Source organism: Pokkaliibacter sp. CJK22405 (assembly GCF_046614695.1).
GTDB lineage: Bacteria > Pseudomonadota > Gammaproteobacteria > Pseudomonadales > Balneatricaceae > Pokkaliibacter.
Genome location: NZ_JBKKHQ010000027.1, coordinates 40,069 through 65,576 on the forward strand (window position 1 = coordinate 40,069; position 25,508 = coordinate 65,576).

Annotated in this window: 18 protein-coding genes; 8 read left to right on the forward strand and 10 right to left on the reverse strand. The window is 55.0% G+C overall.

All coding sequences use genetic code 11. The annotated features are described in order from the left end of the window. Positions 1 to 5: 5 nt before the first annotated feature. The 4 genes from ACKC9G_RS17295 to ACKC9G_RS17310 form a co-directional block, all read right to left on the reverse strand. Positions 6 to 1,070, reverse strand: coding sequence for an XdhC family protein (locus ACKC9G_RS17295; protein ID WP_411407721.1), 1,065 nt, complete (start codon positions 1,068 to 1,070; stop codon positions 6 to 8). 64 nt (positions 1,071 to 1,134) lie between these two features. Continuing rightward, positions 1,135 to 3,381 (reverse strand): xanthine dehydrogenase family protein molybdopterin-binding subunit, encoded by a 2,247-nt coding sequence (locus ACKC9G_RS17300; RefSeq protein WP_411407723.1) that lies wholly within the window; start codon positions 3,379 to 3,381, stop codon positions 1,135 to 1,137. A 13-nt stretch (positions 3,382 to 3,394) separates the two neighbouring features. Further along, positions 3,395 to 4,384: an FAD binding domain-containing protein gene (locus tag ACKC9G_RS17305; RefSeq protein WP_411407725.1), complete on the reverse strand. Its 990-nt coding sequence runs from the start codon at positions 4,382 to 4,384 to the stop codon at positions 3,395 to 3,397. Continuing rightward, positions 4,381 to 5,067 (reverse strand): 2Fe-2S iron-sulfur cluster-binding protein, encoded by a 687-nt coding sequence (locus ACKC9G_RS17310; RefSeq protein ID WP_411407727.1) that lies wholly within the window; start codon positions 5,065 to 5,067, stop codon positions 4,381 to 4,383. Before ACKC9G_RS17310 ends, ACKC9G_RS17305 begins: the two co-directional genes overlap by 4 nt. Before the next feature lie 695 nt (positions 5,068 to 5,762). Between ACKC9G_RS17310 and ACKC9G_RS17315 the strand changes: the two genes are divergently transcribed. From ACKC9G_RS17315 to ACKC9G_RS17335, 5 genes are all read left to right on the forward strand, one after another. Beyond that, on the forward strand, positions 5,763 to 8,318 hold the full coding sequence (locus ACKC9G_RS17315) for a hypothetical protein (RefSeq protein WP_411407729.1): 2,556 nt from the start codon (positions 5,763 to 5,765) through the stop codon (positions 8,316 to 8,318). Between the two features lie 102 nt (positions 8,319 to 8,420). Further along, on the forward strand, positions 8,421 to 11,132 hold the full coding sequence (locus ACKC9G_RS17320) for a hypothetical protein (protein WP_411407731.1): 2,712 nt from the start codon (positions 8,421 to 8,423) through the stop codon (positions 11,130 to 11,132). Between the two features lie 203 nt (positions 11,133 to 11,335). Next, positions 11,336 to 12,943: a hypothetical protein gene (locus ACKC9G_RS17325; protein ID WP_411407733.1), complete on the forward strand. Its 1,608-nt coding sequence runs from the start codon at positions 11,336 to 11,338 to the stop codon at positions 12,941 to 12,943. A gap of 39 nt (positions 12,944 to 12,982) precedes the next feature. Continuing rightward, positions 12,983 to 14,536: a hypothetical protein gene (locus ACKC9G_RS17330; RefSeq protein ID WP_411407735.1), complete on the forward strand. Its 1,554-nt coding sequence runs from the start codon at positions 12,983 to 12,985 to the stop codon at positions 14,534 to 14,536. 36 nt (positions 14,537 to 14,572) lie between these two features. Further along, a complete protein-coding gene (locus ACKC9G_RS17335) occupies positions 14,573 to 16,201 on the forward strand; it encodes a hypothetical protein (RefSeq protein ID WP_411407737.1) in 1,629 nt (542 codons plus the stop codon). Between the two features lie 10 nt (positions 16,202 to 16,211). On the opposite strand, the gene ACKC9G_RS17340 is transcribed toward ACKC9G_RS17335, so the two are convergent. Next, positions 16,212 to 17,114 carry a LysR family transcriptional regulator gene (locus tag ACKC9G_RS17340; protein ID WP_411407739.1) on the reverse strand — a complete coding sequence of 301 codons (903 nt, stop codon included), beginning with the start codon at positions 17,112 to 17,114 and terminating at the stop codon, positions 16,212 to 16,214. 148 nt (positions 17,115 to 17,262) lie between these two features. Here ACKC9G_RS17340 and ACKC9G_RS17345 point away from each other — a divergent pair, with 148 nt between their 5' ends. Beyond that, positions 17,263 to 18,303: an SDR family oxidoreductase gene (locus tag ACKC9G_RS17345; protein WP_411407741.1), complete on the forward strand. Its 1,041-nt coding sequence runs from the start codon at positions 17,263 to 17,265 to the stop codon at positions 18,301 to 18,303. Positions 18,304 to 18,539: 236 nt separating this feature from the next. Further along, on the forward strand, positions 18,540 to 20,360 hold the full coding sequence (locus tag ACKC9G_RS17350) for an HrpF/NolX family T3SS translocon protein (protein WP_411407743.1): 1,821 nt from the start codon (positions 18,540 to 18,542) through the stop codon (positions 20,358 to 20,360). Between the two features lie 151 nt (positions 20,361 to 20,511). Here ACKC9G_RS17350 and cydX read toward each other — a convergent pair whose 3' ends face one another. The 4 genes from cydX to ACKC9G_RS17370 are packed head-to-tail and all read right to left on the reverse strand — an operon-like array spanning position 20,512 to position 23,636. After that, a complete protein-coding gene (gene cydX / locus ACKC9G_RS17355; RefSeq protein WP_411407745.1) occupies positions 20,512 to 20,619 on the reverse strand; it encodes a cytochrome bd-I oxidase subunit CydX in 108 nt (35 codons plus the stop codon). 17 nt (positions 20,620 to 20,636) lie between these two features. After that, entirely contained in the window at positions 20,637 to 21,764 is a 1,128-nt protein-coding gene (gene cydB / locus ACKC9G_RS17360) for a cytochrome d ubiquinol oxidase subunit II (RefSeq protein ID WP_411407747.1), read from the reverse strand. Between the two features lie 11 nt (positions 21,765 to 21,775). After that, entirely contained in the window at positions 21,776 to 23,341 is a 1,566-nt protein-coding gene (locus tag ACKC9G_RS17365; protein ID WP_411407749.1) for a cytochrome ubiquinol oxidase subunit I, read from the reverse strand. Next, entirely contained in the window at positions 23,331 to 23,636 is a 306-nt protein-coding gene (locus tag ACKC9G_RS17370; RefSeq protein ID WP_411407751.1) for a hypothetical protein, read from the reverse strand. Before ACKC9G_RS17370 ends, ACKC9G_RS17365 begins: the two co-directional genes overlap by 11 nt. A 307-nt stretch (positions 23,637 to 23,943) precedes the next feature. Here ACKC9G_RS17370 and ACKC9G_RS17375 point away from each other — a divergent pair, with 307 nt between their 5' ends. Continuing rightward, positions 23,944 to 24,693 (forward strand): TIGR00266 family protein, encoded by a 750-nt coding sequence (locus tag ACKC9G_RS17375; protein WP_411407859.1) that lies wholly within the window; start codon positions 23,944 to 23,946, stop codon positions 24,691 to 24,693. Between the two features lie 84 nt (positions 24,694 to 24,777). Here ACKC9G_RS17375 and ACKC9G_RS17380 read toward each other — a convergent pair whose 3' ends face one another. Beyond that, complete coding sequence (locus ACKC9G_RS17380) at positions 24,778 to 25,131, reverse strand: hypothetical protein (protein WP_411407753.1); 354 nt, start codon at positions 25,129 to 25,131, stop codon at positions 24,778 to 24,780. Positions 25,132 to 25,508 lie beyond the last annotated feature (377 nt).

Genomic DNA, 25,508 nt, shown 5'->3' on the forward strand with positions numbered 1-25,508 from the left:
GGCGGCTAGATCGCCTCGGCCAATGGTGCAGTGCAAAAACGCCTGTCTTTATTAAAGTACCATTGGTGAATTTCTGCCAGCATGGAAAGGGCAATGCTCTCCGGCAGCTGGCCGCCGATATCCAGGCCCGCCGGATTTGCCACGGGGAAGGGCAGTTGCCGGGCTGTGATTCCTGCTCGTGATAGCACTTCCTCGAAGCGATGACGCGGTCCCAGCGACTGAGCAAATCCCAGCGGGGTGGTGGCCAGAGTCGCCAGTGCCTGCGCATCCAGATTAAGGTTGTGGCTCATCAGGATCGCCACATCAACGCGCTCAGCTTGCACAAACTCAGCCAATGGTGCTTCCAGCGTTTTGAGAATATGCGTTGCCTGCGGGAAATGTTCACGACGGGCATTGGCCGCACGCGGGTCAGTGATGCTCACCTGCCAACCCAGCAGATGCGCCATCGCAGCAACGGGTTTGGCATCCATACCACCGCCAACGATCAGTAAATGGGGCGGCGGCACAATAGGGCTAACGAGCCAGCGCTCGCCATTCAGACTGACAACCCGACCGAGTTGATCTGCTTTTAAGGGCTTGTCGCTGCTTCGCTGTGGCTGAAACCGCGCGTTGGTCGAGTCTAGACTTAAATGGAATTCACCCGGCTGACGTTGTGACAGCGCCTGCTGTAATTCGCCAAGTGCGTCGTTAATCCTCCCGGTCACTGGCTGCAAAACGATATGCACGGTGCCGCCGCAGCCGATGCCCAGCTGGAAGGACAGATCGTCTTCATCGGTGCCGTCGTAGGTCAGCGTTTCTGTTATCCGGGTCTGCATTACCTTGCGGGCACGGCGAATAATATCTGCCTCCAGACAGCCGCCGCTGAGCAGGCCGTATTGCTGGCCCAGGTCATTGACCATCATCATGGCCCCGGCTTTGCGATAGGCGGAGCCTTCCGTGGCATAAACGACCCCCAATACCCAGGACGTTTCCGGTTTGGATTTTTTCCAGGCATCAAGCATCGCAGCCAGCTGATTAGAGCCTGCTGTGTGTGGCGAAGCAGACGAGGCTAAAAGGTTCGGTATTGCCATAGAAGTTGTCCGTTTGTGTCATGAACAGGGGCTCCCCGGAGGAAGCCCTGTAACGTGGCAAGCCTTAGCTGGCCAGCAGCTCTTCCATGAGTTTTTCCTTGGTGATTGGCAGATCACGCACGCGTTTGCCTGTGGCGTGATAGACCGCATTGGCGACTGCCGCCGCAAGGCCGGTGATACCAATCTCACCTATACCGCGTGCTCCCAGCTCATTCAGATGGGTATCCGGGTAGTCGAGGAGAATTACGTCAATATCCGGCTGGTCGGCATGTACCGGCACCACGTATTCAGCGTAGTTATTGTTGGTAGGCAGGCCGCTGTGTTCGTCATATTCGCCTGCTTCAAACAGCGCCATCCCCACGCCCATCACAATGGCGCCCTCAACCTGATTGCTGGCGGTCAGCGGGTTGATCACCTTGCCAACATCAATGGCACTGACCACACGGCGAACGCGCAGGCGGGAAATGCCCGGGTCCCAGCCTATCTCGACAAAATGCACACCGAAGGAGCGGAAAGAGTATTTGGACATATCCGCGCCGTCGCTGTGGTGATAGCCCTCGGCACGGCTAACCTTGTGTGCTTTAAGAATCTCACCAATGGAGGCTTGCTTGCCGTTGGCGTTGAAGCTTCCCTGGCTCAGAGTAACGCTTGGGGTTGGTACGCCTTCGAACACCCCGTTGGCCGCCACCGCATAATCGCGGACTTTTTCGAGGGCTTCGCGGGTGGCGACGGTCAGCGCCGAAGTCAAACTGGCCGTCGCCCAGGAGCCTCCTGAAACCGGGCCTGCCGGGAAGGAAGAACTGCCCAGCTCGACTTCGATATCCTCAATGGCAAGTCCGGTGATTTCGCTGACAATTTGCGCCGCGACCGTATAGGTGCCAGTGCCGATATCCTGCAAACCGCATTGAACCAGCGCTTTGCCGTTAGCGCGCAGCGTCACGCGGGCTTCGCACGGCACACAGAACGCATCCCAGTTACAGGCGGCAAGACCGTAGCCGATGATCTCATCGCCCTCACGCATGGAGCCTATCGCCGGGTTGCGCTTATCCCAGCCAAACTTCTTGCTGGCTTGCTCCAGCGCCTCTGGCAGGTGGTTGCTCGACCAGGGCAAATCGACACTTTCATCACGATCCGCCAGATTAAGCTTCCGAAACGCTAACGGGTCCATGCCGACAGCGTAGGCCATCTCATCCATCGCTGATTCCAGCGCAAATAACCCCGGCGCTGCACCGGGGGCGCGCATGGAGGTGGGTGTTCCGCGATTAATGCCGACGTTTTTCTGACTGACCATCACGTTATCGCAGGAATAGAGATTCTTGCTGACCACACCGCAGTTCTCTGAATAGTTCTCAAAGGTGGAGGTGGAGTTAATGGACTCATGGCGAAGGGAGGTCAGCTTGCCTGTGGCATCAGTTGCCAAACGCAAACGCTGTTGTGTTTCCGGACGGTGGCCGGTGGTCGTAAACATTTGTGCCCGGGGCAGCATGATCTGAACCGGACGCTTGAGCATTTTCGCCGCTGCGCAAACTGCAACCGAATGGGGCCAGGGCCAAAGCTTGCTACCGAAACCTGAGCCGATAAAGGGTGCCTGCACTTCAATACGGTCAGGCGGCAGATCAAAGACTTCGGAAAGGTAGTTACGGTGGCTGACCACACCTTGGCTGGACTCGTAGACATAGAGCTTGCCGTCTCTCCACATTGCGGTGGTGGCATGCATCTCCATGGGGTTATGGACTTCCATCGGCGTGGTGTAGGTCACATCCAGCTGCTTGGCACCTTGCTGATAGCCCTGCTCCGGATTGCCTCGTTCATGGCCACCGCCGCCGTTGGACAGTTGCCCCTGCCGGATGCCTTCAGCCAGAGAAATCACCGGCTGGGTTTCGCTGTAGCTGACACTTACTTTCTGCGCGGCAGCACGTGCTTGCTCAAAACTTTCTGCGACTACGAGTGCCACAAACTGTCCGGGGTAATAAACCGTGTTGTCTTCAAAAGGCAGGCGATGTTCATCGACATTGCTGGCCGTCAGAATCTTGCCAAGAGAAAAGCCGCCCTTGGCGCCGTGGCTGAGGTCGGGAAAATGACCGTGATGGAAAATATCCAGCACTCCCGGCATCGACTGAGCTTCACGAATATCAAGGTGTTGAATGGTGCCTTTGGCTACTGTGCTGAAAACACCATAGGCGTAGGCGACGTTCTCGGGGTGATGGTCAGCGGCATAGTGCGCCTGACCGGTCACTTTTAAGCGTCCATCGACACGGCGACGGGCATTGCCGACCACGGAGGTCTGACGGGGTGTGATTGCTTCACTCATCGGGGTTCCTCCTTCAGGCGGTCAGGTCGCGAAGATTACGAACAATGGCCTGTTGGCCGAGGGGGATCTTGAAGGCATTCTGGCTATAGGCTTTCGCTTCTTTGAAGGCGAGCCTGGCCACCTGTTCAAAGGTCGTTATTTGCGCAGGTTGTCCCATCAGTGCGGCTTCCGCTTCTTTTGCCCGCCACGGTTTGGTGCCCACACCACCGAGTGCAATACGAGCTTCCCGAATCTGTTTGCCATCCTCACTCAAAGTGAGAATCACGGCGCTTGACGCCAGCGCGAACTGATAAGAAGTACGGTCGCGCAATTTAAGGTAGCTTGAACGACTGCCTTTCAACGGCGCATCCAGAATCACGTGGGTGATCAGTTCATCGTCTCCCAGTGCATGCTCCTTCTCAGGCGTGTTTCCGGGCAGCAGGTGAAAGTCGAGAAAGTCAATTTCACGCATGCCCTTGGGGCCGGAAACCAGCACTTTGGCACCAATGGCGGCCATCGCCACACACATATCCGATGGATGGGCGGCAATGCATTGTTCACTGGTACCGAGCACGGCATGGACATTACGGTTATTGCCCTTGATGGCGGCGCAACCGGAACCGGGTTCACGTTTGTTGCAGGGGGAAATCCCATCGCGGAAGTAGCTGCAACGCACGCGCTGCATCACATTGCCGCCAGTGGTGGCCTTGTTGCGAAGCTGGGTGGAAGCGCCAGCGAGCAGGGCTTCAGACAGTACGGCGTAGTGCTCACGCACCAAAGGATGGTTGGCCAGATCCGTATTGGTCACCAGTGCACCAATGCGCAGACGACCATCGCTCAGAGGCTCAATCTGCTTGAGGGGCAGAGGATTAATATCCACCAGCTGAGCGGGCTGCATGACATCCAGCTTGACCAGATCAAGCAGGGTTGTGCCGCCGGCAAGGTATGCGGCGCTATCAGCGTGCTGATGCTGAATCACGGCCTGCTGCGGATCGCCGGGGCGACTGTAATCAAAGGTTCTCATGCGGCACCTCCCAGGGTTTTACGCGCGCTCTGGATGGCGGCAAGAATGTTCTTGTAAGCACCGCAGCGGCAGATATTGCCGCTCATGGCTTCGCGGACGCTGTCATCGTCTGTGCCGATAGCGGGATCATTCAGCAGGGAGACGGCACTCATCATCTGGCCCGAGGTGCAGTAACCGCACTGATAGGCATCGTGTTCCCAGAAGGCTTGCTGTACTGCATGCAGCTGGCCGTTTTGCTCCAGCCCTTCGATGGTGGTGATCTCATCCCCCTGATGCTGTACGGCCAGAGACAGGCAGGAGTTAATCGACTTGCCGTTCACCAGCAGGGTGCAGGCACCGCACTGGCCATGGTCGCAGCCTTTCTTGCTGCCGGTGAGGTGCAGGCGGTCACGCAGGACATCCAGCAACACCGCGTTTGGCGTCACATTGAGGCGGTGAGCCATACCGTTGACCCGAAGCGTGATCTGTATTTCTCCGGCTTTCGGTGCGCTGTCCTTCACGGCTTCAACCGGTGCGGCAGTGGCCATCTGCGCCCAGGCAGGGGAGGTGGCTGCTGCGACACCTGAGGCGCCGAGGGATTGAAGAAAACGCCGACGCGAGGCGACATTGGGCTCCGGTGTATGGCTTTGTACGGCATCATCAAGGCCAGTCGTTCGGCCTTGTGGGCGGGAATCCTTTGGCATGGCTGGTCTCTCTTTAACTCATCTGGCTCTGTATAGGGCGATAGCGCACTTGAGTCATTGCTGACTTGTGCCGTCGCATCCTGAATCGCGGTCAATTGAGGGAGAGCACGTTGCCGTCATTGGCTCAGTAAAAACCGGCGGCTGAGGCTCTCATCCCTGCATTTTCAGCCTGGGAGGCTGAGTTATTGTTTGTGTGCTTGCGCCATGCAGTGAATGACGCTGCTCAAAACATGTTGGGGAGAGATAAGGCAGGGAACAACGGCCTCCTGTTGCATGCACCTATGAGGAGGAATCATGAATAGGGCGGTCGTGACTTTTCAGGGGTAAATGGTGCGAAGTGTATCGGAAGGGGCGGCATCAGGGATTGTTGCATTAGCAATGGGAAAGCCACTCTGGGCCCAATAACAGTGGCGCTATTGCCTGTCCTGTTTCATCCAATGCAAGGACTTTTCCGGTTGTAATCTCAAGGGGGTTCACTAGAATGTGATCCTTTGTTGCAAAACGTTAATTATTGCAGTTTTTCCATCCTGTCGTTTTTTCTGAATATCCGTGGCTATTTACGTCAATCAACTGCTTTGAGCGGTTGAGGGCAGGGCGTGCTATTGACGGAGCTTTCACCAGTCAAACGATAGAGCTGCCAGCCTCTGAAATGAGCTGTCAGTACCTTCGGGTGTGGAGTCTTCAGGGAAAGCACTATGAATCAGGGATGTTGGCAGCAACTCGGGATTAGCCCGACGTCGCAGCCGGAAGTTATTCGTCAGGCGTTTCTTGCCGCGATGAAATCAGCGCAGTCGCTGGCGGATCGCCATGCTCAGTCAGAACAGGTGCGTAACGTTCGTCATGCCTATGATGAAGCCTTGCGTCAGGCAAGACGGATTCATTCTCAAGAGATAGAGCTGCAAAGCGATAGACGTCGTGTCGTCGTTGAGCCGTCAGAACCTGTTCAGCTCTCAGCGGAGCAGGCACCAGCAGTGAGTCAGCCTCCTGTTGAACACGAAGGTCTGGCAACGGCAGAGCCCACGCCGTTACCAAACAGTGCTCACACGAACCCTATTCAGAATACCGAATTAGTCCCCGCCAGCGCTTTTGTAAGCACCTCGGCACCTCTGAGTACTGAGCCTGATACTGCCGTTGAACCGGCACTTGCAGCCGAAACGCCCTCCGCAGTGGCAAAGGAATCTGAGGTAGCGACGGAATCTGAGGTAGCGAAGGCGCCAGCGGCGCAACCTATCCGCACTGAGTTCAGCATCCCTGCGGCCGAGTTGCCCGCTTCTCCTGCTAATACCGCTGATGATCAGGCTGAGCCATCGTTAGCGATGCCTGTAGAGACAGCCGTGGCACTCGACACCGCGCATTCACCCGTTATCGAGCTTCTCAAGGAGGCTCACGCCAACGCTTCTGAACTCCTTGAGTGGTGCCAGTCGCATTGCCCGCAACTTTATCCGCTGTTCTGGTGCATGTTGCACAGTGAGAACCGTCTGACTCCGGAATTAGTGACGCAGGATGTTTACACCGCCTGCTCTGCGCTTGAACGGCTTGGCTTGCCAGCGTCGGTTAAGGATGAGATAACTCAGATGCTGGATAGGGCGCCGGAAGGTCTCGATAAGACATTTATCGAATGGTTGTTGTTAGAAGATGGGGAGTGCTCATGGGATCAGCCCTGTAATGATGCCGGACTTAGTACCTATATTCTTAAACCCACCCATCCCCCCGATGAGCAGCTTTACATTAACGCCTGGAAACTCTGTAACGAGGGTGAGGCGGGGTTGCAGGCGCTTGTCGATAACGTCAGTCCGAGTGATCCCATCAGTGCGTTTATTGATAAGGTGATTAAACAGCGTGCCGCTGAGCGTCTGGACTACTGGAAAAAACAACCATCACTGACGCCATTACTACAGCAGGAGTTCCCTGATTCCACGAGCCAGGCCGATAAAGAGTTGCGTGATGAAGTCTATCGTCGTTGCTTAGATGATGACGCAGTGTGTGCCATGCTAATGGATTGGTTCTCGCGCTATCGGGCGATGCCTGCCTTTCTATTCAACGAAATTTACGAAGAGTTGGATTGTGAAGTTCCGCGCCATTATTACTGGTCTCCGTTTCAGGAGGATTTGAAATACCGTGGGCTGCTTAATTATGAATTTCAGCCCATCAGCTCAATGGGTTACACCAGCGAGTTTTTACTGATGTTTCAGCTCATCATCGAGCTGAATACCCATTTGGCAAGATGGCAAGCGTGGATCGAAGTCGTTAAAGAACGGGACGACTTTGAGGAAGCTCTCGCTCTGCCCAGACTCTGCTATCCCCCGCTAATGCAATACAGCAAGCATTGGATTGCCCCACCCGCTGTATTTAGTGAACGACTACCTGATGAGCGTGAGCTCTTTGCACTGATCCAGAAGGACTTGCCTGCGCTCAGTGCGACACCTTACACCCTGGGGCATCTTTGCATAGCGCTGCAGTCCTCCTCGGAACTTTCAAAGAGCGAGATTGATGAGGTTAGCGGATGGCTTAACACGACTCCGATACTAGCGGTCAAAGTGAATGAGTTAGCCGATCTTAGCGCTGCCTCTCACGAACCATGGTGGTATGAGAAAAAAAGACGAGATACGAAATCTGCCAAGCGCGCAAACGATGATTTTGTGGATTTGATGAAAGATGTTGGCCAGAAAGTCTTTCTGCCCGATAGCCCATGTTTCAGTGATGATCAGCTTTGTCTGATGCAAGCGATCAAAGACAGCGATAAGTTCAGCCTTGCGCTGCGTTACCTGATGGCTCTTATGCTATACCGGACGCAACAGCTTTTGCTGCAATACCAGCGACGCGAACGCGGTTGGATAGAAGTCTGGGAACGACCATTCTCGCGACTTAGCGTAAAGGCAACTCTGATGTACATCCTGTTATTTACGCTGATTGGCGCAGGGCTTTATCACTTCAAGCAGATACCACTTGATCAGTTAGAACGTTGGGGGTCATGGGCCGCCCTGTACTTAGGTTTTCGGCGAGCAATGAATTGTCTGCCGGTTTTCCTTTTATCCCCCTTGCTGTTTATCAACGGGTTTTTCCCCTATGCACTTTTGTTGACGCTGTTTATCAAAGGCAGACGCCTTCCCAGTCGTTTTGGGCCCAGTGCCTGGATTAACGAGCAGGATCTGAAGGAGTTTCAAAGGCTCCTTCGTGGCGAGGGCAATGTAGTGAAATTTAAGAAAGAGTATCAGCTCGCGCTTGAGTCGCTGGAGAAGGAAAAACCGTAAAGTTAATTGTTTAAGTTTGCAGCCCCCCTTCAACAACAAACAGAGGACAGCGCTTATCACGTTTGATCGGCGCTACAGGCTTGAAGCCTTACAGGATGATTCATGAGTAACGATTGCTGGCAGCAGCTGGGCCTTTCACCCACCGTTGACCCGAACATTATTCGTCAGGCGTTTCTTGCTGCGATGAAATCAGCTCAGTCGCTGGCGGATCGCCATGCTCAGTCAGAACAGATGCGTAAGGTTCGTCATGCCTATGATGAAGCCTTGCGTCAGGCAAGACGGATTCATTCTCAGGCGATTGAGCTGGAAAGCTTCAATAACGATCTGGATGATGCCGATGCACCAGCTGTAGAGTCTGCCACGACATCCGCGCGAGCTTCAGCTGCAAAGGCCACCGTCAGTGCTGTTCAGCCCGAGGTCACGCTGGTTCAACCGGCGTTTACTAACGAGTTCGATACTGCTGCTGTGGTGGAAACCTTACCGGAAGTAGAAGAGCCCGAAGACCGCCAAGCTGACGCTTCCCGAGAGGGGCTGGCGGAGCAGACAACCTCCGACATTGAGAGATCCTCCCCGGCAGATTCCAAGGTTCTGTCGACTACGCCCTTGGTGATTGAGCCTTTAGTCACCGCGCCTCTGGACAAGTCTTCAAGCAGTGAATTCAGGCTTGAAGTGCGTGAAGACGAGCAGCCTGTTATCGCGACAGCCAAGCCTGAAAAAACACGGTCGCTCTTTGATATCCAGTCAGAGAAGTTCGCCCAACCGCTTCGTAACAGCCCCTCTGGTGAAGCAAAACCGACACGGATGCACCCAGCCACGAAACAGCCTGACGCCAGCCCAGCGGTGAGCCTGGTCAGTGGCAAGGCAGACAGCACGATTCAGTCTGAAAAAACGACGCATGCTGCCGAGACTGCTGTGCCATCGCCTCAGGCTGACTCCCAGATTGCGACGCTCATCAGCAATGCCCGACACAATCCTGAGGGGTTGTTGTCCTGGTGTCGCGAGCATCGTCCGGCGCTTTATCCGCTGCTGTGGTGTGTATTGCGCAGTGAAAACCGTCTCGTGCCTGAGTCAATGACCTATCGGGTGGGTGAGTCCTGCTCGCCACTGTACCGCCTTGGTCTTCATTACTCTGACAGTGATGAGCTTCGAAGCCTGCTCAGCATGGAGCTCGGTGAGCTGGCCAATGACTTTATCGAATGGGCAGTGTTTGGCGATGAGATTGGCTTTAGTGCGCAGGTGCTGAATCCGGAACCAACGCCCATCGAGCTGCTTTATATGGACGCCTGGAAACTCTGCAATGAGGGCGAGGAAGGTCTGCAGGCACTGATGGAGAAGAACAGCAACTGGCATCCGCTGAATGCGTTTATCAATAAGGTCTTTAAAAAGCGCGCCAATGAGCGCCTTGCCTTCTGGAAAAAGCGTGAAGAAATTCACAACTTTGTCTATTACGCCAACCAGCCCAGAGACAAGGTGCGAATAGACTACGGCAGGGTTCGCGAGAAGCTGCATGAGCAATGCAAGGCGGACCCGCAAACCCGTGCGGTCGTGGCCGACTGGTTTACCCGTTTCCGGCCTTTGTCTGCACCGGCTTTTAATGAGTTCCTGGCACTGCTTGAGGATGACGAGCTTCCTCGTGTTGATGCCTGGCGCCAGCTTTCTGAGGTGCTCGAGGACGAAGGCGTTGTTAACAATGAGGACAGCGCTGTCACCACCCTTGGGAAGTCGACCGAGTTTTTGCTGATGCTGGAAACCATGCCAGCGTTGCATAAGAACCTGCTTAGCTGGCGTCGTTGGGTCAAGGCTGTCGATGCTCGGGAGGATTTCGAAGAGGCCGTGGATCTTCTTAAGCAGGCATATCCGGACCTGATAAAGGCAACCAAAGCCTGGCAGGCGCCAAAAAACGAGTTCTCCAGCGAACGCCTGCTGGGGGATCGTGAACACCTCGATCTTCTTAAAAAACACTCCGCCGCCCTGATGAAGACGCCCTATGCCTGGGGTTATGTCTGTCTGGTACTGGAAGCATCGCCGGAGCTGCTGCCCAGCGAGCGGAAGATGGTCAGCCTTTGGCTGAACAAGCCGCCGACGTTGGCCACTACGCCATTACTCAGTGAAGCGCAGTGGGTATCGGGACAACCCAAAGCGTGGTGGCCCAAACATCTTGAGGATATTGAAAGACAACCGCGCACGTTAGAGTTCAGGGCGCTGATGAGCCATATCGGCGAGGAGATCTTTCAGTCAGGTGATCCGTCCTATGGCTTTGATGAGCTTTGCCTGATGCAGGCCATCAAGGACGATGAAGATCAGCCTCTGGCCTTGCGCTATCTGATGGCCTTGATGCTTTATCGGGTTCAGCAGCGCTTATTGAGTTTGCAGCGACGCCAGTCCGGCTGGGGTAAAGGCGTGATGCGGCTTGTGTCCCGCATGAGTTTCAAGGACACCCTTTCCTGGGCTGCGGCACTGGCATGCGTGGGCGGCGGGTTGTTCTATTTCAGAAGTGTTCCACTGAATGGCCTTCTCCTCTGGGGCACGCTAATCAGTGCCTATCTTGGCCTTCGACGCTCTCTGGACAGTCGCCTGGCGCTCCTGTTTCTTCCCGTGCTGGTTGCCTGCTGGTATTTCCCCGCCGCACTTGCCATACCACTGTTTTTCCCGGGATACCGTTTTCCAACGCGTTTTGGCCCGAGCAGCAAAGTCACCGAAATGGATCTGATGGAGTTGCAGGGGTTGATTCGCGGAGAAGGGCGGCCCGAAACCGAGAAGGCGGATTATCAGCGAGCGGTGAAGCTTCTCAGCGTGAAAGACAAGACGGATTAATCTCAGCCGAAGCCAAGGTCTGAACCCAGGTTAGAGCTTAGACCGAAACTTAGGCCGGAATTCGGGCTTTTATTAGTTAAAGAAAGGGCGCTTAGGCTGTTTGAGCTGCCCGGTAGTCAACACAAACCGAACAATAACAAACAGAATGGCGCGCTCTGGTTTTCGGGCACGCCGCAGGCCAAAGGCCTGTGCAGGGAGAGTTCATGAGCAACGATTGCTGGCAGCAACTGGGCCTTTCACCCACCGCCGACCCGGATAGGATTCGCGCCTCCTTTCTGGCGCAGCTTGAAAAGCAGGAAGAACAGCAAGGCACACTTCACAGTACCGATGCCCGGGCACTTCGCCACGCCTATGACGAAGCCTTGCGGCAGGCGCGCCGTTTGCACTCTCAGGGTGTCGAACTGGCGGAAAGCTCTTCCCGTGAGTTGCAGGAAGAGGTCGAAGACCTGCAGACGCTGCGCGAGCGCAAGCCTTTCCGACTCTTTGACCCAGCAGGGCGCGCTTCGCTGGTGACGCCGCTGGAAGAATCAGTAGTGGCAGAACCCTCAGCCGAGGTGAAGGCAGGGGAGGAAATCGTTGAGCCGGAGTTTGAGCCTGTCACTGTAACGCCCGTGGCGGTGATGGAGGCGGCAGACACCACTTCGGTGTATGCCGCAGAACAGGTCGAATGTGTGGCTGAGGGCGCTCTCGATCCACACACATTGACTCGCATTTCAGTGGATTCTGAGCGTTCAGCGGTGACTGACAAGGCTAAAGGCGAGGGCGCTGTAGCGGCGGCTGCAACCAATGAAAACCCTCACGGTGGCAGTCTTGGCCATCACCTGATCCATTCAACCTCTTATGAAGCCGTTCAGTCCATGATGTGCCAGTTACCAGATCATCGTGACGAGTTGCTCGCTGACCCTGAGTCCGCCATTGCCTATCTGATGTATTTGGCAAGCTGTTATGACGACCTGCCGGTCAATGATCTGAACATCACTGAGCCTCAGTATTGGCAGGTGCAGGCTTTACTGCGCGAATGTTTTCAGCGCCTGCGTGAGAAGCCCGGTGTCGCACCTTTTGTGAAAGAGACCTCACCGGATCTGTATTGTCGGCGCTACACCTGCACATTACGTGACCGTTTTGATGATCCTCGCATCAGCCTGCTGTTCTTGCGGGTGTTTAATGACCGTCTTTTCGTGCCGGCACAGAGTTATACCATCCTTGATTTGCAGCTGTTGGAAGATGTTACCAACGATGCTGCCATGCCTATTGGCCTGCGTGCCTATTTTGCCGCGCATCTTTATGTGTTGCAGGAGCGCTACCTCACTGAACAGAAGATTCAGCAGCTGGAACTCGAACGCCGTCGCCTTCAACGCAAGCGTGACATTGAGGAGGGTAATGGCAGCATGTCGTTTAGCTTTGGCACAGTTTTCACAAGTGAAAATAAACAATCTCAGGGCACCGTTATCCCAACTGGCATCGAGCGCCTTACTCCATTCCGTATGGGGATCTTCACTCTGTTTGGCCTGCTCTATATTCCTTTATTTTGGGCATGTGCCGTGTTTGGCAACAATGTGCTGGGTTATGTCTATCTGTTCATTGCTTGTTTTGTGTACCAAAAAGCGCTCTGGCGTATTCGTGACTCCATTCTCAGCTCACGATGGGATTATCTGGTGACCTCCTGTGTGGTGATCTTCCCGGCGCTGCTGATTCCGCTCACTTTTATTCCTTCCGATGTGCTGCCCAATCGCCACGGTCCCAGTAACCATTATTCGCTGAGTGATTTCGATAACCTCAGGGCGCTGCTTAAGCGCGAGTCTGAGCGTTAACAATGGGTTCTCTAGCACCGGTAATCAGGAACAAGTCTCATGAGTAATGCTTGCTGGCAGCAATTGGGTATTTCGCCGACAACGGACCCGGACGTTATCCGCTCTGCGTTCCTGGCGCAGATTGAGGCGCAGAAAAGTCGTGGTCAGCATGATATTCGTGACCTTCGCCATGCCTATGATGAAGCACTTCGTCAGGCGCGCCGTTTGCACTCTGAGGGTGAGGAGCTGGCGGAAAGTTCTTCCCGTGAGCTGCACGAAGAGGTTGAAGACCTGCAGGAGCAGCGTGAGCATGGGGCGAAAGCCCAGACCGTTAATACTGAGGATGAGGCTCAGTTAGCACATAAACCCTTCCGGCTCTTCGACCCCGCTGGTCGTACTTCGCTGGTAACGCCGACAGAGGCGCCGGTAGCGGAAGCACCTGCGCTTGACGTTCAGACCGAGGAAACCGCTGATAAGCCAGTGTTTCAGCTATTCACCGGGAATGACGCTGATTCTGACCCCGTTAATAACGCCAGCGTTGATAGCGCAGCGGAAGAGGAGTCTGACGCTTTCGACAGGACTGATGTGGGTGATGGGTGCGATGAGTATGAAGTTGATGAGTCTTCACACTACGCCGGGGATCTTAAAAGGGCCGTCACTTCGTCGTATGCCTATGTACCGATCCAGCAAATGGCGCGTGATCTGAATCGGTATCGTACAGACCTGATGTCAGACCCCTCATCAGCTATTGTCTATTTGATCTATCTGGCCAGCTGTTACAAAAGCAAAAAGCCTGTGACGGATTTGAGCATCACTGAGGATCAGTATGAGCAGGTTCAGCAGCTCATGGGAGAGTGCTTCCTGCAGCTTAAAAGTACGGACGAAGCCGCCTCTCTGGCAGATCTGACCTTCGCCGACCTTTACTGCAGCCAGTATGCACGCCTGTTGCTGGAAAAGTGTCCTGATCCCCGTATCAGCCTGCTCTTTCTTCGTGTATTCAAAGACCGGCTGTTTGTGCGCAAGGAACACTATTCCATGGGGGAGCTGCAGCTGATGGAAGAGGTGACCAACGATGCGACGATGCCAGTCGGCCTGCGGGCCTATTTTGCCGCCCACCTTTATCTGCTTCAGGAGCGTTTGCTGAAGGAACAGTGGACTCAGCAAGAGCGTAATAGCATCAGTAAGGCGATTGGGCGCTATCCGGAAGACCCAAGGATCAATAAGATCACGCAAGCGGTGTATGATGATATCCGTGCCTGCGCCAACTCGCGCAAATCCGGCGGTCAGTTGATTGGGCCCTTCTTTCTGGCTCTATTGGCTTTACCTGTTTTTGCGGTGATTTCCACCGTGCTTATCCCGGCTTTCCTCTTTTACCTCATCGGTTGCGTATTGATTTATGTGTTATCGCGGGAGCGTATTCGCGACTCGGTTCTCAACAGTGGATGGAACCCATTGGTGGCATCCATGACGGCAATATGTCCTTTATTAATGGTGCCACTAATGATGATTCCTGCTGATGTGCTACCTAATGCCTATGGCCCCAGCCGGAGGTATTCCACAGTGGATTTCTACAATTTGCGTGCGCTACTCAAAGACTGGTCAGCAAGTGGATAGCGCTAATCTTGAACAATCTCAATGGCGGAGCCTGCGATGAATAATCCTTGCTGGCAGCAACTCGGTATTAGTCCGACGACGGACCCTGAAGTGATCCGTTTGGCGTTTCTGTCGCAGATGAAGGCGCTAAAAGGCAGCCCTCAGCAGGACACTCGAGGCCTTCGTCATGCCTATGATGAGGCCCTTCGTCAGGCGCGAAGACTGCATTCGCAGGGTGATGTTCTGGCGGAGAGCTCGTTGCAGGGGCTTCGTAAAGCCATGGCTTCCCTACGTCCTGAACCTGTGACGCTGCCGGAAGCTCCCACAGGTGATATAGAAATTATCGAAGTGGCGCTAAATACGCCGCGGGGAGGGGTCGCCAAGCCACACAAAGTGCAGGTGGAAGGCTGGATTGCACAGACAAAACCTCCGGTTACAGACAAACCTGCAGCGCCACTGGAAAGAGCGCCTGCAATGACCGCGCCTTCGGAACAGGAGGTGATGTCGGTCTATCTGGGAGGCGAGGCGCCATCAGCCATCGACAAGCCTGATGCCGTGGTGGAGGGTAGCCCAGAGAAGCAAGAACCTGGCTACAGTGATGACTACATCATCAACGTGCAGGAGCGTTCCGGCGTTGAGCGTTTAGCGATAGAAAGCCCCCACGCGACCGTGCCTGTGCTGGATGATGTGGTCGATGATGAGCCTAAGGTAGCTGTCGCGAAAATCCCCTTCGATGGGGCGCCTTTGCCTGAGCAGTCGCCGTGTAAAAGTGGTGCCCTTGTTGAAGGTCAGCAGAAACCGCTGCCTGATGCTAAAAGCCCTCAGCAACTGCTCGCTAAACTCAAGCTGCATCTGCTGACGCCTCGGGAGATCGGTGAGCTGCTGCTTAACTCGCCATTACCCGATAAGTCAGAGCGACTTGCGACTATTTGTCTTTGCTCCTACCTGCAAAAAGCCGATATGTCTGTATTGCCTGAAGAGGCGCAGATGCCCCTTGCTCAGTGGCAGGCACTAACGGCTTATCTGAAGGTGGCCGAGGAGGTCAAGGTTTCAGCTGCTGAACTGCGTCACTACTGGAAGGTATTAGCACTACAGGTGGCGGAGGAGTTTGGCCCGCGGTTAGCGCCGCTCATTAGAAAGCTGGCGGATGAGCAACCGAACAATCCGCAAACTCGTCGCTACAGCAAAGAGGAGCTGGAGGCGCTGCAGTGGCTGAAGGATGGCCCGGATGCCAGTCTGGTATTGCGAGCATTGGCAACACTGCATTTGTATGTACTCCAGTGTCGCTGTGTGGAGCTTCAATGTGAGTTTGCGGCCAGTGGCTCAGTCAACCGACGGAACACACCGGCTAAACGAAGTGCTGGCGTTTTTGTCATGGTGAGCCTACTCAGCCTGATACCGATTGCCGTTATGGTGCTTGGCTTCTTTTTTCTGTTTAAGGAAAGTGTTGTGGCTACCTCGGTGGCCAGCGGTGCTCTTCTGGCAGCTGGTGCTCGCAATCGGCTGAATGATGTGCGACTCACTGAGGGCGGGGCTGTGTTAATGAATCTGGCCATTGTGGCTTTTCCACCGCTCTATTTTTACGTGAGGTCGATGCCATCTTCCGCGCTGCCAAACCAGCATGGGCCTTCTCCTTTCTACCCTTACAGCGACTTTTCCGATATTCAGTCGATACTCCGGCTCTAAATTGCCGGGGTTACTGACCTGGCCCCAGGGTTGCCTGCAGATTCTCCTGCAGGAAGTCGATTAGTAGCCGCAGGCGTTGCGGCATGGGGTCGCGTGCCGGGTAGATGGCATACACATTCACCTCATGGTGGGTGTACTCATCCAGCACCGCCTGTAAGCGACCAGCGGCAATGTCCGCGGCCACATCCATGGCGGATTTCAGCACCACCCCGGCATCATCCATCGCCCATTGGCGCAGCACACCGCCATCGCTGGCGGTTCGATCACCACGCACCCGTACCGAGAAGCTTTTTTGCTGCTGACTAAAATGCCACTGGCTTTGCGGATCACCCGGGCGCTCCAGCACCAGACAATTATGCTGCATCAGCTCTGTGGGATGCGCGGGCACGCCATGCTGCTGCCAGTAACGAGGTGATGCGCAGACCAAACGCCGGGTACTGATCAGGCGTTTACACAGAAAACGCGAGTCTGTCAGCGGGCCGGTGCGAAGAGCCAGATCAAACTGATCCTCAACCAAATCGGCGACACCATCACTGAGAACAAGCTCAATACGCACTTCAGGATGTTGCTTCAGAAAAGCATCAATCAACCCCGGTAAGCGCGTGCGACCAAAGTCATTGGTCGAGGTAATCCGCAGGTTGCCGCGCACATTGCCCGCCTGTGACAGACGCTCCAGCGCGCGATCGTAATCTTCCAGCAGGCGTAAACAGTCGGCCAGAAACTGATCACCCTCGGGCGTGAGGGACAAACGCCGGGTAGTACGAATCATCAGGTTGGTGCCGACTTCGGCTTCCAGTTGTTGCAGTGCCTGCGTAATGGCCGAAGGCGCCACCCCACGCTGGCGGGCGACATTGGCAAGGCTCCCGTAACGCTGGATATCAACAAATACCTGTATCAGGCCTAAACGATCCATACGAGGTTCCCGTGCTGACTCTTCTCGAATCCTTGAATAATCAATTCAGATTTTACTGATTTATAAGGTCTCATCTTAACGATAGGTTTTCCAACACTGAATTATTGCCTGCTTCACGCAGGATACGGACGTACTAAGGGAGATCATCATGGAGTTTCTTATCGCCGGTGCCAGTGGGGTCAGCGGTCGCGGTGCCACCGAAGTGCTGGAACGCGCAGGCGTGAAGGTCATCACCTTGTCCCGCTCTGCCAGCGGCCCGGGTAAAGGCCCTCATGTGCAGGCGGATTTACTAAAGCCTGAGACGCTGCTTGAGCAAAAAGCCGCACTGAAAAATGTGACCCACGTCTTCTATGCCGCACTCAAGCCCGTGGATGACCCCGCCGAGGAGGCGCGGGTTAACGGCGAGATGATGGAAAACCTGATGACCTCTCTGAAGACAATAGGTGCGCCTGTCGAGCAGCTGATCTTTCTGCAGGGCGGCAAAGTCTATGGTGCCCATTTAGGCGTGTATAAAACCCCCGCGCGCGAAGACGACACCCGACACTTTCCACCGAACCTCTACTTTACTCAGGAGGATTACGCTCGCACCTTGCCGGAGCAGGGTATCCGCTGGACGGCATTGCGCCCGGATATCATCATCGGTCACTCATTGGGGTCGGCCATGAACCTGGGTAACCTGATCGGCGTCTACGGCTCTCTCTGTCAGGAAATGGGCGTTGCCATGCAATTTCCCGGTTCGGACGCCGCCTATAACGCGCTGGTAAATATCTGCGATGCGCAGGTACTGGGCGAAGCCGTATTGTGGGCGGCCCAAGAGCAGAAGGAAGGGCCGTTTAATATCACCAACGGTGACCAGTTCCGCTGGCGCCACGTGTGGCCGAAACTGGCGGAGTGGTTTGATGTTGAAGTGGGCGAGCCACAGCCCATCAGCCTGCAAAACCGGGTAAATGAAGCCTGTGCCGAGCGCTGGAATGCGCTGGCGCAAAAGCATGGCCTGAAAGAAAGTAATGTTGATCAGATTGCACTGGGCAGCTTCGGCGACTTTATTTTCCACGTTGAGCGCGATGCCGTTTTTGATGTCACCAAAGCACGTATTGCAGGCTTTAACGCCATGAAAGTACGCTCGGATGAGTGCCTGTTAAATCACCTTGGCGCTATGCAGGAGCGGGAATTAATTCCGGGGCGTTGAGAACTCAGTGAGAAGTGCACCTGAGCTGGGAGGTTCGGGTGCATTGGATTTCGCTATAGCACAAAGCTCAATAGTCTCCTTCACGGCGTAAGGGTTTTAGGTACTGCAATTGTGCTCCCATCTTTCGTAAATCGTTGAATACAGCCTTTCTTCTATCGATGTCACTCAGACACTGGAACCGACGCTCCCCGCAGGCTACTTAATGTCAAAGTCCGTTAATCATCGGAAGAGACATCATGCAGGTATCAAACTTTAGCGGTGGAAATCAGCCCCCGATTGGCGGGGACAAACAGCTTGAGGAAGGGCTGAAGTTGCCTTTGCTGGGCGCTCAGAAAACCGTTGTGCAAAAGGACGGGATCACCTGGGGCTCGGCTAACTCCAGTGAAAAGAACCCGCCTGCCGAAGCGACGCTGGAATCTGGCGATGCCTCGGAGCTGTTACAAGCGCTCTTTGGTGGCATTAAGTCATTGATGGCTCGCCGTGAAGGTCAGCAGGCTGATGGCACCATGCCTCAGTCCTCTACCCAGCAGCTGCCTGTTAATAAGACGGTAAGCACGCTTCCGCAAACGACGGGTCAGGAGTCACTGGTGCCAGTGAACCGTCAGACCGATACCGGAACGACGCAGGGTGATACTCAGGCTGCCGCTACTGAGGGTGATACTTCTGCCGCCGCCAATGGCGAAGATGCGCCGATGTCTTTCGAGGAGATCGTGACGACTCTGGGCCGTCATGAAGACCTGCTGAAGAAACCTAAGGACTTCAAAGGTCTGCAAGAGCTGGCCAATGATCCTGATACCCCTTCTGATGCCAAGAAAGCCCTGGAAGCGCTCACCAAAGACGGTGAAGACGGCGCGATGTACCAGGCTTTTGATGCGGCTAAAACCGGTAAAACCGATGGCAAGATCAGCTCCAAGGACATTCGTGAGCTGCAAAAGCTGCCACAGGTGGCTGCCTATGCTGACTTCAAGGCTGAGACTTACACCCACGATTATGTGCCTTCCGATGCGAAGCCAGGTTCCGCTCCTCGTGAGATGACCACGAACGATGCCATGCGTGAGTTGTTCCAGTACTCGGAAAGCCTGCCGGGTAAAAACATTGATCTTGAGACCATGCAGAAGATCGCTGATGGCACGCAGGATATGGGCAAGTGCCCACCCCAGGTGGCAGCAGCTGCCAAGTTCTTCACTGATCACCCGGATCAGTGGCAGATCCTGACCAAGGATGACGGTGGCAAGGTGAGTCGTGATCGTCTCTGTGATCTGGCTGCACAAAATGTCAACCTGTCGCCTCAGGAAAGCAAGGCCATTGACACCTTGCAGAACAACAAAGACATCTTCTTCAAAGGCGGTAGTCTCAACACCGACAAGCTGACGAAGATCGCTAACGATGAAAGCAATAGCCAGGATGTGCGCGATGCTGCCAACCTGCTGGCGCAGCCTCACTCCATGCTGTTCTCCATGCTGGATAATGGTAAGCATGGCGCAGGCGGTAACTTCTTCAACAAGGCGAATGACAAGAAAATCAGTGAAGGCGACCTCAGTGCCTTTGTGAAGAAAGGTACTAATCAGGTAGCTCAGGAGCCTATTCTGTCTGGCGCACCGACCAACAAGCTGGAAGCGGATGCCATTAATGACATGAACGTCGGCCAGGAAACCCAGCCCGACGAGAAGAAAGAGAAAGGTGGCGGCATCTTCAAACTGCTTGAAGCCCTGAGCTGGGTAGGTACTGCAGTTGCTTCTGTCTTCACCGGCGGTGCCGCTGGCGCGCTGATGACGGCAGGTCGAGTTATCGGCCAGACAGTCGCTAAAGTGGTAGCGAAAGAAGTCGGTAAAGAAGTGCTTGAGCAGGGTGCCAAAGGCATTGCCAAGGAAGCCGGTAAGGATATTGCCAAAGAAGTGGGTAAAGATGCTGCGAAAGACATTGCCACCGGCACTGTTAAGAATGCGGCTAAAGACATCACCAAGGATTACGGCAAGGACTACACCCAGGATCAGATTGCTCGCATTGAGGGCGATGATACCGGTATTGATGCACCACGCGTTTGGGCGCAGACCTGATCTGGCGGAACCTTCACGCTGTGTACAGGCTATGTCGTTGATCTGAGAGGAGTTTGAGCGGGGACGATAATGTCATCCTGCTCATATTCCCGGTTCAGGAATAAAAAAACCCCGATTTATCGGGGTTTTTTGCTGTCAGGGGAGGGCTGAATTAGTCCTCAAGATCCTGTCCGGTAGGGTGTGCTTCCAGCCACAGGGCATTGATGATGCCGAAGCTTGAAGCCAGCAACACGCCGAGTATCCAGGCAAAGTACCACATAGTGTTTCTCCTTCCGCTTAGTAGCGAGTGGTGCTGTAAGTTTGGATTTCCTGCACGGTGACGGTGCCCCACATTTTCCAGTAGCACCACAGGGTGTAGCAGAGAATCAGGGGAACGAAGATCACCGCCGCCACCAGCATGATGCCGAGGGTTTTCTGGCTGGAGGTCGCATCCCACATGGTCAGGCTGTGACTAGGGTCAATGCTGGACGGCATGATGAAGGGGAACAGTGCCAGGCCGACCGTCAGGAGTACGCCGGTGATCGCCAGTGAGCTACCCAGAAAACCGATCCAGCGACCACGGGCACTGGCGACAACCGCCAGAATCAGGCCGACATAGGCCACCACAGGTGCAATCCAGGCAGTGGGGTTGGCTTTGTAGAAGTCCTGCCAGCCAAGATTGCTCATGGCCACGGTTTTCATCAGCGGGTTACCGGCCACTGTGTCGCTGGTGAGGCTCATGCCCATGATGCCCTGAGTCAGCCAGAGGCCTGCCAGAGTGAAGGCAACCAGTACAACGATGGCCAGAATGCGCTGCAGTTTGCGAACGCGGGCCAGCACATCACCTTCAGTACGCATCACCAGCCAGGTGGCGCCGTGCAAAGTCAGCATGCACAGGCTGATCACACCGCAAAGCAGGGCGAAGGGGTTCAGCAGTGCCCAGAAGCTGCCGGTGTAGGTAGCGCGCATGAACTCATCAAAGTCGAAAGGCACGCCCTGCAGCAGGTTGCCGAAGGCCACGCCGAACACCAGTGCAGGCACCAGTCCACCGATGAACAGACCCCAGTCCCACATGGCACGCCATTGTGGGTTGGTCAGTTTGGAGCGGTAATCAAAGCCGACGGGGCGCAGAAACAGGGCGAACAGCACCAGTAACATGGCCCAGTAGAAGCCTGAAAAGGCGGTGGCATACACCGGCGGCCATGCGGCGAACAGCGCACCACCGGCAGTGATCAGCCAGACCTGGTTGCCATCCCAGTGAGGCCCAAGAGTGTTGATGACCACACGACGCTCGCCGTCATTTTTGGCCACCCAGGGCAGCAGGATGGCGGTGCCCATGTCAAAACCATCGGTGAGGGCGAAGCCGATCAGAAGAACGGCAATCAGCACCCACCAGATCACTTGCAGTACGGAATAGTCGAGCATGATCTCTCTCCTTAACCTTGTGCCGCTGCAGATTTTTCGAAGTGGTAGCGGCCGGTGTGCAGGCTGCTTGGACCTTTCTTGGCAAAGCGGATCATCAGGTACATCTCGGCGATCAGCAGCAGAGTGTAGAAGGCGATCAGCGCGGTCAGACTGCCGATAACATCACCAGCGGTCAGGCTGGAAGCGGCCAGATGGGTGGGCAGAATCTCACCAATCGCCCAGGGCTGACGGCCATACTCGGCCACGATCCAGCCTGTCTCGGCGGCAATCCAGGGCAGAGGCAGACTGAACACGGCTGCTTTCAGCAACCAGGTTTTCTGGGTTTCCACACGCTTGGCGACGGCCCAGAAGCTGGCGATAAAGAGCAGCAGCATCAGCACGCCACAGCCAACCATGATGCGGAAGCTGAAGAACATGGGCGCCACTTTGGGGATGGAGTCGATCACCGCCTGCTTGATATCAGCTTCGGTCGCATCCACCACATCAGGAGCGTAGCGTTTCAGCAGCAGGCCGTAACCCAGATCCTGTTTAACCTCATTGAAGGCCGCTTTAGTGGCATCAGACTTATCGCCACCGCGCAGTTGTTGCAGCAGTGCGTAGGCTTTCATGCCGTTGCGAATGCGGGCTTCATGCTCGACACGCAGCTCTTTGATGCCCTGAACTTCTTCATCCAGCGAGCGGGTCGCGATCAGGCCAAGTACATAGGGGATCTCGATGGCGTAGTCGGTGTGCATGGTTTCTTCGTTAGGCAGACCGATCAGGGTGAAGGGCGCGGGCGCTTCCTCGGTATGCCATGCCGCTTCGATCGCTGCCAGTTTGGCTTTCTGTACATCACCGACTTCATAGCCGGACTCATCACCCAGCACGATGACAGACAGGGTTGCGGCCAGACCAAAGGCCGAGGCAATCGCGAAGGAGCGACGTGCGAAGGGCAGGTCACGTTTCTTCAGCAGATACCAGGCGCTGATGGACAACACGAAGATAGAGCCAGTCACGTAGCCAGCGGCCACGGTGTGAACGAATTTCACCTGAGCGACCGGGTTGAAGATCAGAGAAGCGAAGCTTTCCATCTCCATGCGCATGGTCTCAAAGTTGAATTCGGCACCGACCGGGTTCTGCATCCAGCCGTTGGCGATCAGGATCCAGAGGGCGGACATGTTCGAGCCAATGGCGACCAGCCAGGTACACATCAAATGCTGACGACGGCTCAGGCGCTCCCATCCGAAGAAGAACAATCCCACGAAGGTGGATTCGAGGAAGAATGCCATCAGGCCTTCAATGGCCAGCGGCGCCCCGAAAATGTCACCGACATAGTGAGAGTAGTACGACCAGTTGGTACCAAACTGGAATTCCATGGTGAGACCGGTGGTCACACCCAGGGCGAAGTTAATACCGAAGAGTTTGCCCCAGAACTGCACCATATCCTTGTAGACCTGTTTGCCGGTCATCACGTAGACCGACTCCATAATCGCCAGCAGGAAGGACAATCCCAGAGTGAGAGGAACAAACAAAAAGTGATATAGCGCCGTCATGGCGAATTGTAGCCGCGACAAGTCAACGACTGAGTCACTGATCATGGCTGGACTCCTCAACAGGATGGGTAATAAGGGGTGGAACGGATGGGGCCTTGCCTGCTGAAGCGATGCCATCAGCGGGCGCAGTCCCGTAAACGTGTTGGGCAAAGGTCGAAGGCGTGGCTGGCCGCATGGGAACATCGAAATATTCCATCTTGATGTAGGTCAGAATCACGCTTTTGATCGCCAGCACCACCAGTAGGTGGCGGGTCATGTGGTGGCGTAGCCAGAAGGCTTTGAACCTTTGCCAGCGGGAAGCGCCCGGCGGGGCTCCTCGCTGCAAAACCTGAGATGTCATAGGGCGGCTCCTGTGTACCCGATGAAGCCTTTCTGTCGCGAACAGCCGGAAAATGCGCATTTAAAGCCGGTTCAGGGCAGGAAGGTTCCAACATCTATATTAGATTTTGCTGATTTTGCGCCTGTCACGGCTTTGCCGCCTTGACGGAGGTCAATTTCTGGAGCGTTGTTGAAATAAAGGTGACAAAGTCTTTCAAACACCGAACCGCAGAAAGGTTGTGGGGTAATCTTGCGGACAACAGCAAATTTGCCTGCACAGGCCAGACTCTGGATGGCAGGCGAGATGAGGGAAGGATGACAGCATGGCGATGAAATCCCACGAAGTGGACTACCGTATTGTCGGCAACAGCATGCAGTTGCTGGAAATCGAGCTGGACCCCGGTGAAACCGTGATCGCTGAAGCGGGCAGCATGACCTTTATGGAGGAGGGCATTCGCTTCGAAACGCGGATGGGTGATGGCTCCGATCCGGACCAGGGCATCTTCAGCAAACTGTTCTCGGCCGGAAAGCGCTGGATGACGGGCGAGTCCATCTTCATGACGCACTTTACCCATGAAGGTCAGGGCAAGGCGCAGGTCGCTTTTGCCGCACCCTATCCCGGCAGCATTGAGCCGGTGAATCTGGCGGAAATCGGCGGCGGGCTGATCTGTCAGAAAGATGCCTTTCTCGCCGCTGCCCGTGGCACCAAGGTGGATATCGTCTTCAACCGCCGTCTGGGCTCAGGTTTCTTTGGTGGCGAAGGTTTTATTCTGGAGAAACTGACGGGCGATGGTCTGGCTTTTATTCACGCCGGCGGCACTTTGGTTCGTCGCCAACTGAATAACCAGACTCTGCGGGTGGATACCGGCTGTCTGGTGGCCTTCACGCCGGGGCTGGATTACGACATTGAGTTGTCACGCGGTCTTAAAACCATGCTGTTTGGCGGCGAGGGTATGTTCCTCACAACCCTGAGCGGCACCGGCGAAGTCTGGCTGCAAAGCCTGCCTTTCTCTCGTCTGGCGGATCGGGTATTGGCACTGGCGCCTTCTGCTGGCGGCAAAGAGCAGGGTGAGGATTAATTTCCCAGTGCATTGTTACAACAGAACCCGGCCTTGGCCGGGTTTTTTGTTTTTCCACGCAGATTGGGTCGTGGAGAAAAAGGTTCAGATGGGTGCAGAGTTTTTACGTCTGACGTACTGACTGAGTTTCTGTAGAAGAAACCCGGCCAGTAGTGGTGCGGTGAGCCACAGGGCGCTGCCCAGGCCAAAATACCAGGCTTCGGTCTGGGGATCGGTGATCATGCCAAGCTGTGTGAAGTAGTCGAGACTAAAAAGTGCCAGATAAAGCAATGGCACCAGCGCAACAGCTTTCCATGAGTTGACAACATAGCGACCGAAAATCAGCCCAATACCCATCATGCCAATACCCGCTGCAGTGGGGGCATGGTCCGTCAGTACGGCAGACAGAACCAATATTGCCATCACATAGACCAGCGCATGAATAAACCCCTGCTGCATGGAAATACCTCCAGATCCTTCTTTTGGGCGAGTGGAGTTTAGCCGACTTTGAAGCCAGCCTGCAGTGGCATGTGGCGGCATGTGGTCAGCCGCCGGTATGTCCAATCGTCGTAGAGACGATGCGCTGAGAGCGCCGGGAAGAGGGTCGATAGAATGCGTTTCGACCCTGACGCACTCCGGTTGAATGGCTTCTGTAATGACTTAAATAACTGATCCCAAAGCACTTTATTCCTTACTTTAGCGCTGCAATTGCTGCCCCTTTGGCAGAACTCCCTTCGTTCTACCTTCGCATAAACCACCAAAGTATAAATAAAAGTTCTTGTTGTCATAATAGTCATATATGACACAATAAGTATTAACGCGCATTAAGTTCGGCT

Excerpts from the sequence above, each read along its gene's own strand:
- ACKC9G_RS17295 (WP_411407721.1), bottom strand. The coding sequence starts at position 1,070 with ATGGCAATACCGAACCTTTTAGCCTCGTCTGCTTCGCCACACACAGCA.
- ACKC9G_RS17300 (WP_411407723.1), bottom strand. The coding sequence starts at position 3,381 with ATGAGTGAAGCAATCACACCCCGTCAGACCTCCGTGGTCGGCAATGCC.
- ACKC9G_RS17305 (WP_411407725.1), bottom strand. The coding sequence starts at position 4,384 with ATGAGAACCTTTGATTACAGTCGCCCCGGCGATCCGCAGCAGGCCGTG.
- ACKC9G_RS17310 (WP_411407727.1), bottom strand. The coding sequence starts at position 5,067 with ATGCCAAAGGATTCCCGCCCACAAGGCCGAACGACTGGCCTTGATGAT.
- ACKC9G_RS17315 (WP_411407729.1), top strand. The coding sequence starts at position 5,763 with ATGAATCAGGGATGTTGGCAGCAACTCGGGATTAGCCCGACGTCGCAG.
- ACKC9G_RS17320 (WP_411407731.1), top strand. The coding sequence starts at position 8,421 with ATGAGTAACGATTGCTGGCAGCAGCTGGGCCTTTCACCCACCGTTGAC.
- ACKC9G_RS17325 (WP_411407733.1), top strand. The coding sequence starts at position 11,336 with ATGAGCAACGATTGCTGGCAGCAACTGGGCCTTTCACCCACCGCCGAC.
- ACKC9G_RS17330 (WP_411407735.1), top strand. The coding sequence starts at position 12,983 with ATGAGTAATGCTTGCTGGCAGCAATTGGGTATTTCGCCGACAACGGAC.
- ACKC9G_RS17335 (WP_411407737.1), top strand. The coding sequence starts at position 14,573 with ATGAATAATCCTTGCTGGCAGCAACTCGGTATTAGTCCGACGACGGAC.
- ACKC9G_RS17340 (WP_411407739.1), bottom strand. The coding sequence starts at position 17,114 with ATGGATCGTTTAGGCCTGATACAGGTATTTGTTGATATCCAGCGTTAC.
- ACKC9G_RS17345 (WP_411407741.1), top strand. The coding sequence starts at position 17,263 with ATGGAGTTTCTTATCGCCGGTGCCAGTGGGGTCAGCGGTCGCGGTGCC.
- ACKC9G_RS17350 (WP_411407743.1), top strand. The coding sequence starts at position 18,540 with ATGCAGGTATCAAACTTTAGCGGTGGAAATCAGCCCCCGATTGGCGGG.
- cydX (WP_411407745.1), bottom strand. The coding sequence starts at position 20,619 with ATGTGGTACTTTGCCTGGATACTCGGCGTGTTGCTGGCTTCAAGCTTC.
- cydB (WP_411407747.1), bottom strand. The coding sequence starts at position 21,764 with ATGCTCGACTATTCCGTACTGCAAGTGATCTGGTGGGTGCTGATTGCC.
- ACKC9G_RS17365 (WP_411407749.1), bottom strand. The coding sequence starts at position 23,341 with ATGATCAGTGACTCAGTCGTTGACTTGTCGCGGCTACAATTCGCCATG.
- ACKC9G_RS17370 (WP_411407751.1), bottom strand. The coding sequence starts at position 23,636 with ATGACATCTCAGGTTTTGCAGCGAGGAGCCCCGCCGGGCGCTTCCCGC.
- ACKC9G_RS17375 (WP_411407859.1), top strand. The coding sequence starts at position 23,944 with ATGAAATCCCACGAAGTGGACTACCGTATTGTCGGCAACAGCATGCAG.
- ACKC9G_RS17380 (WP_411407753.1), bottom strand. The coding sequence starts at position 25,131 with ATGCAGCAGGGGTTTATTCATGCGCTGGTCTATGTGATGGCAATATTG.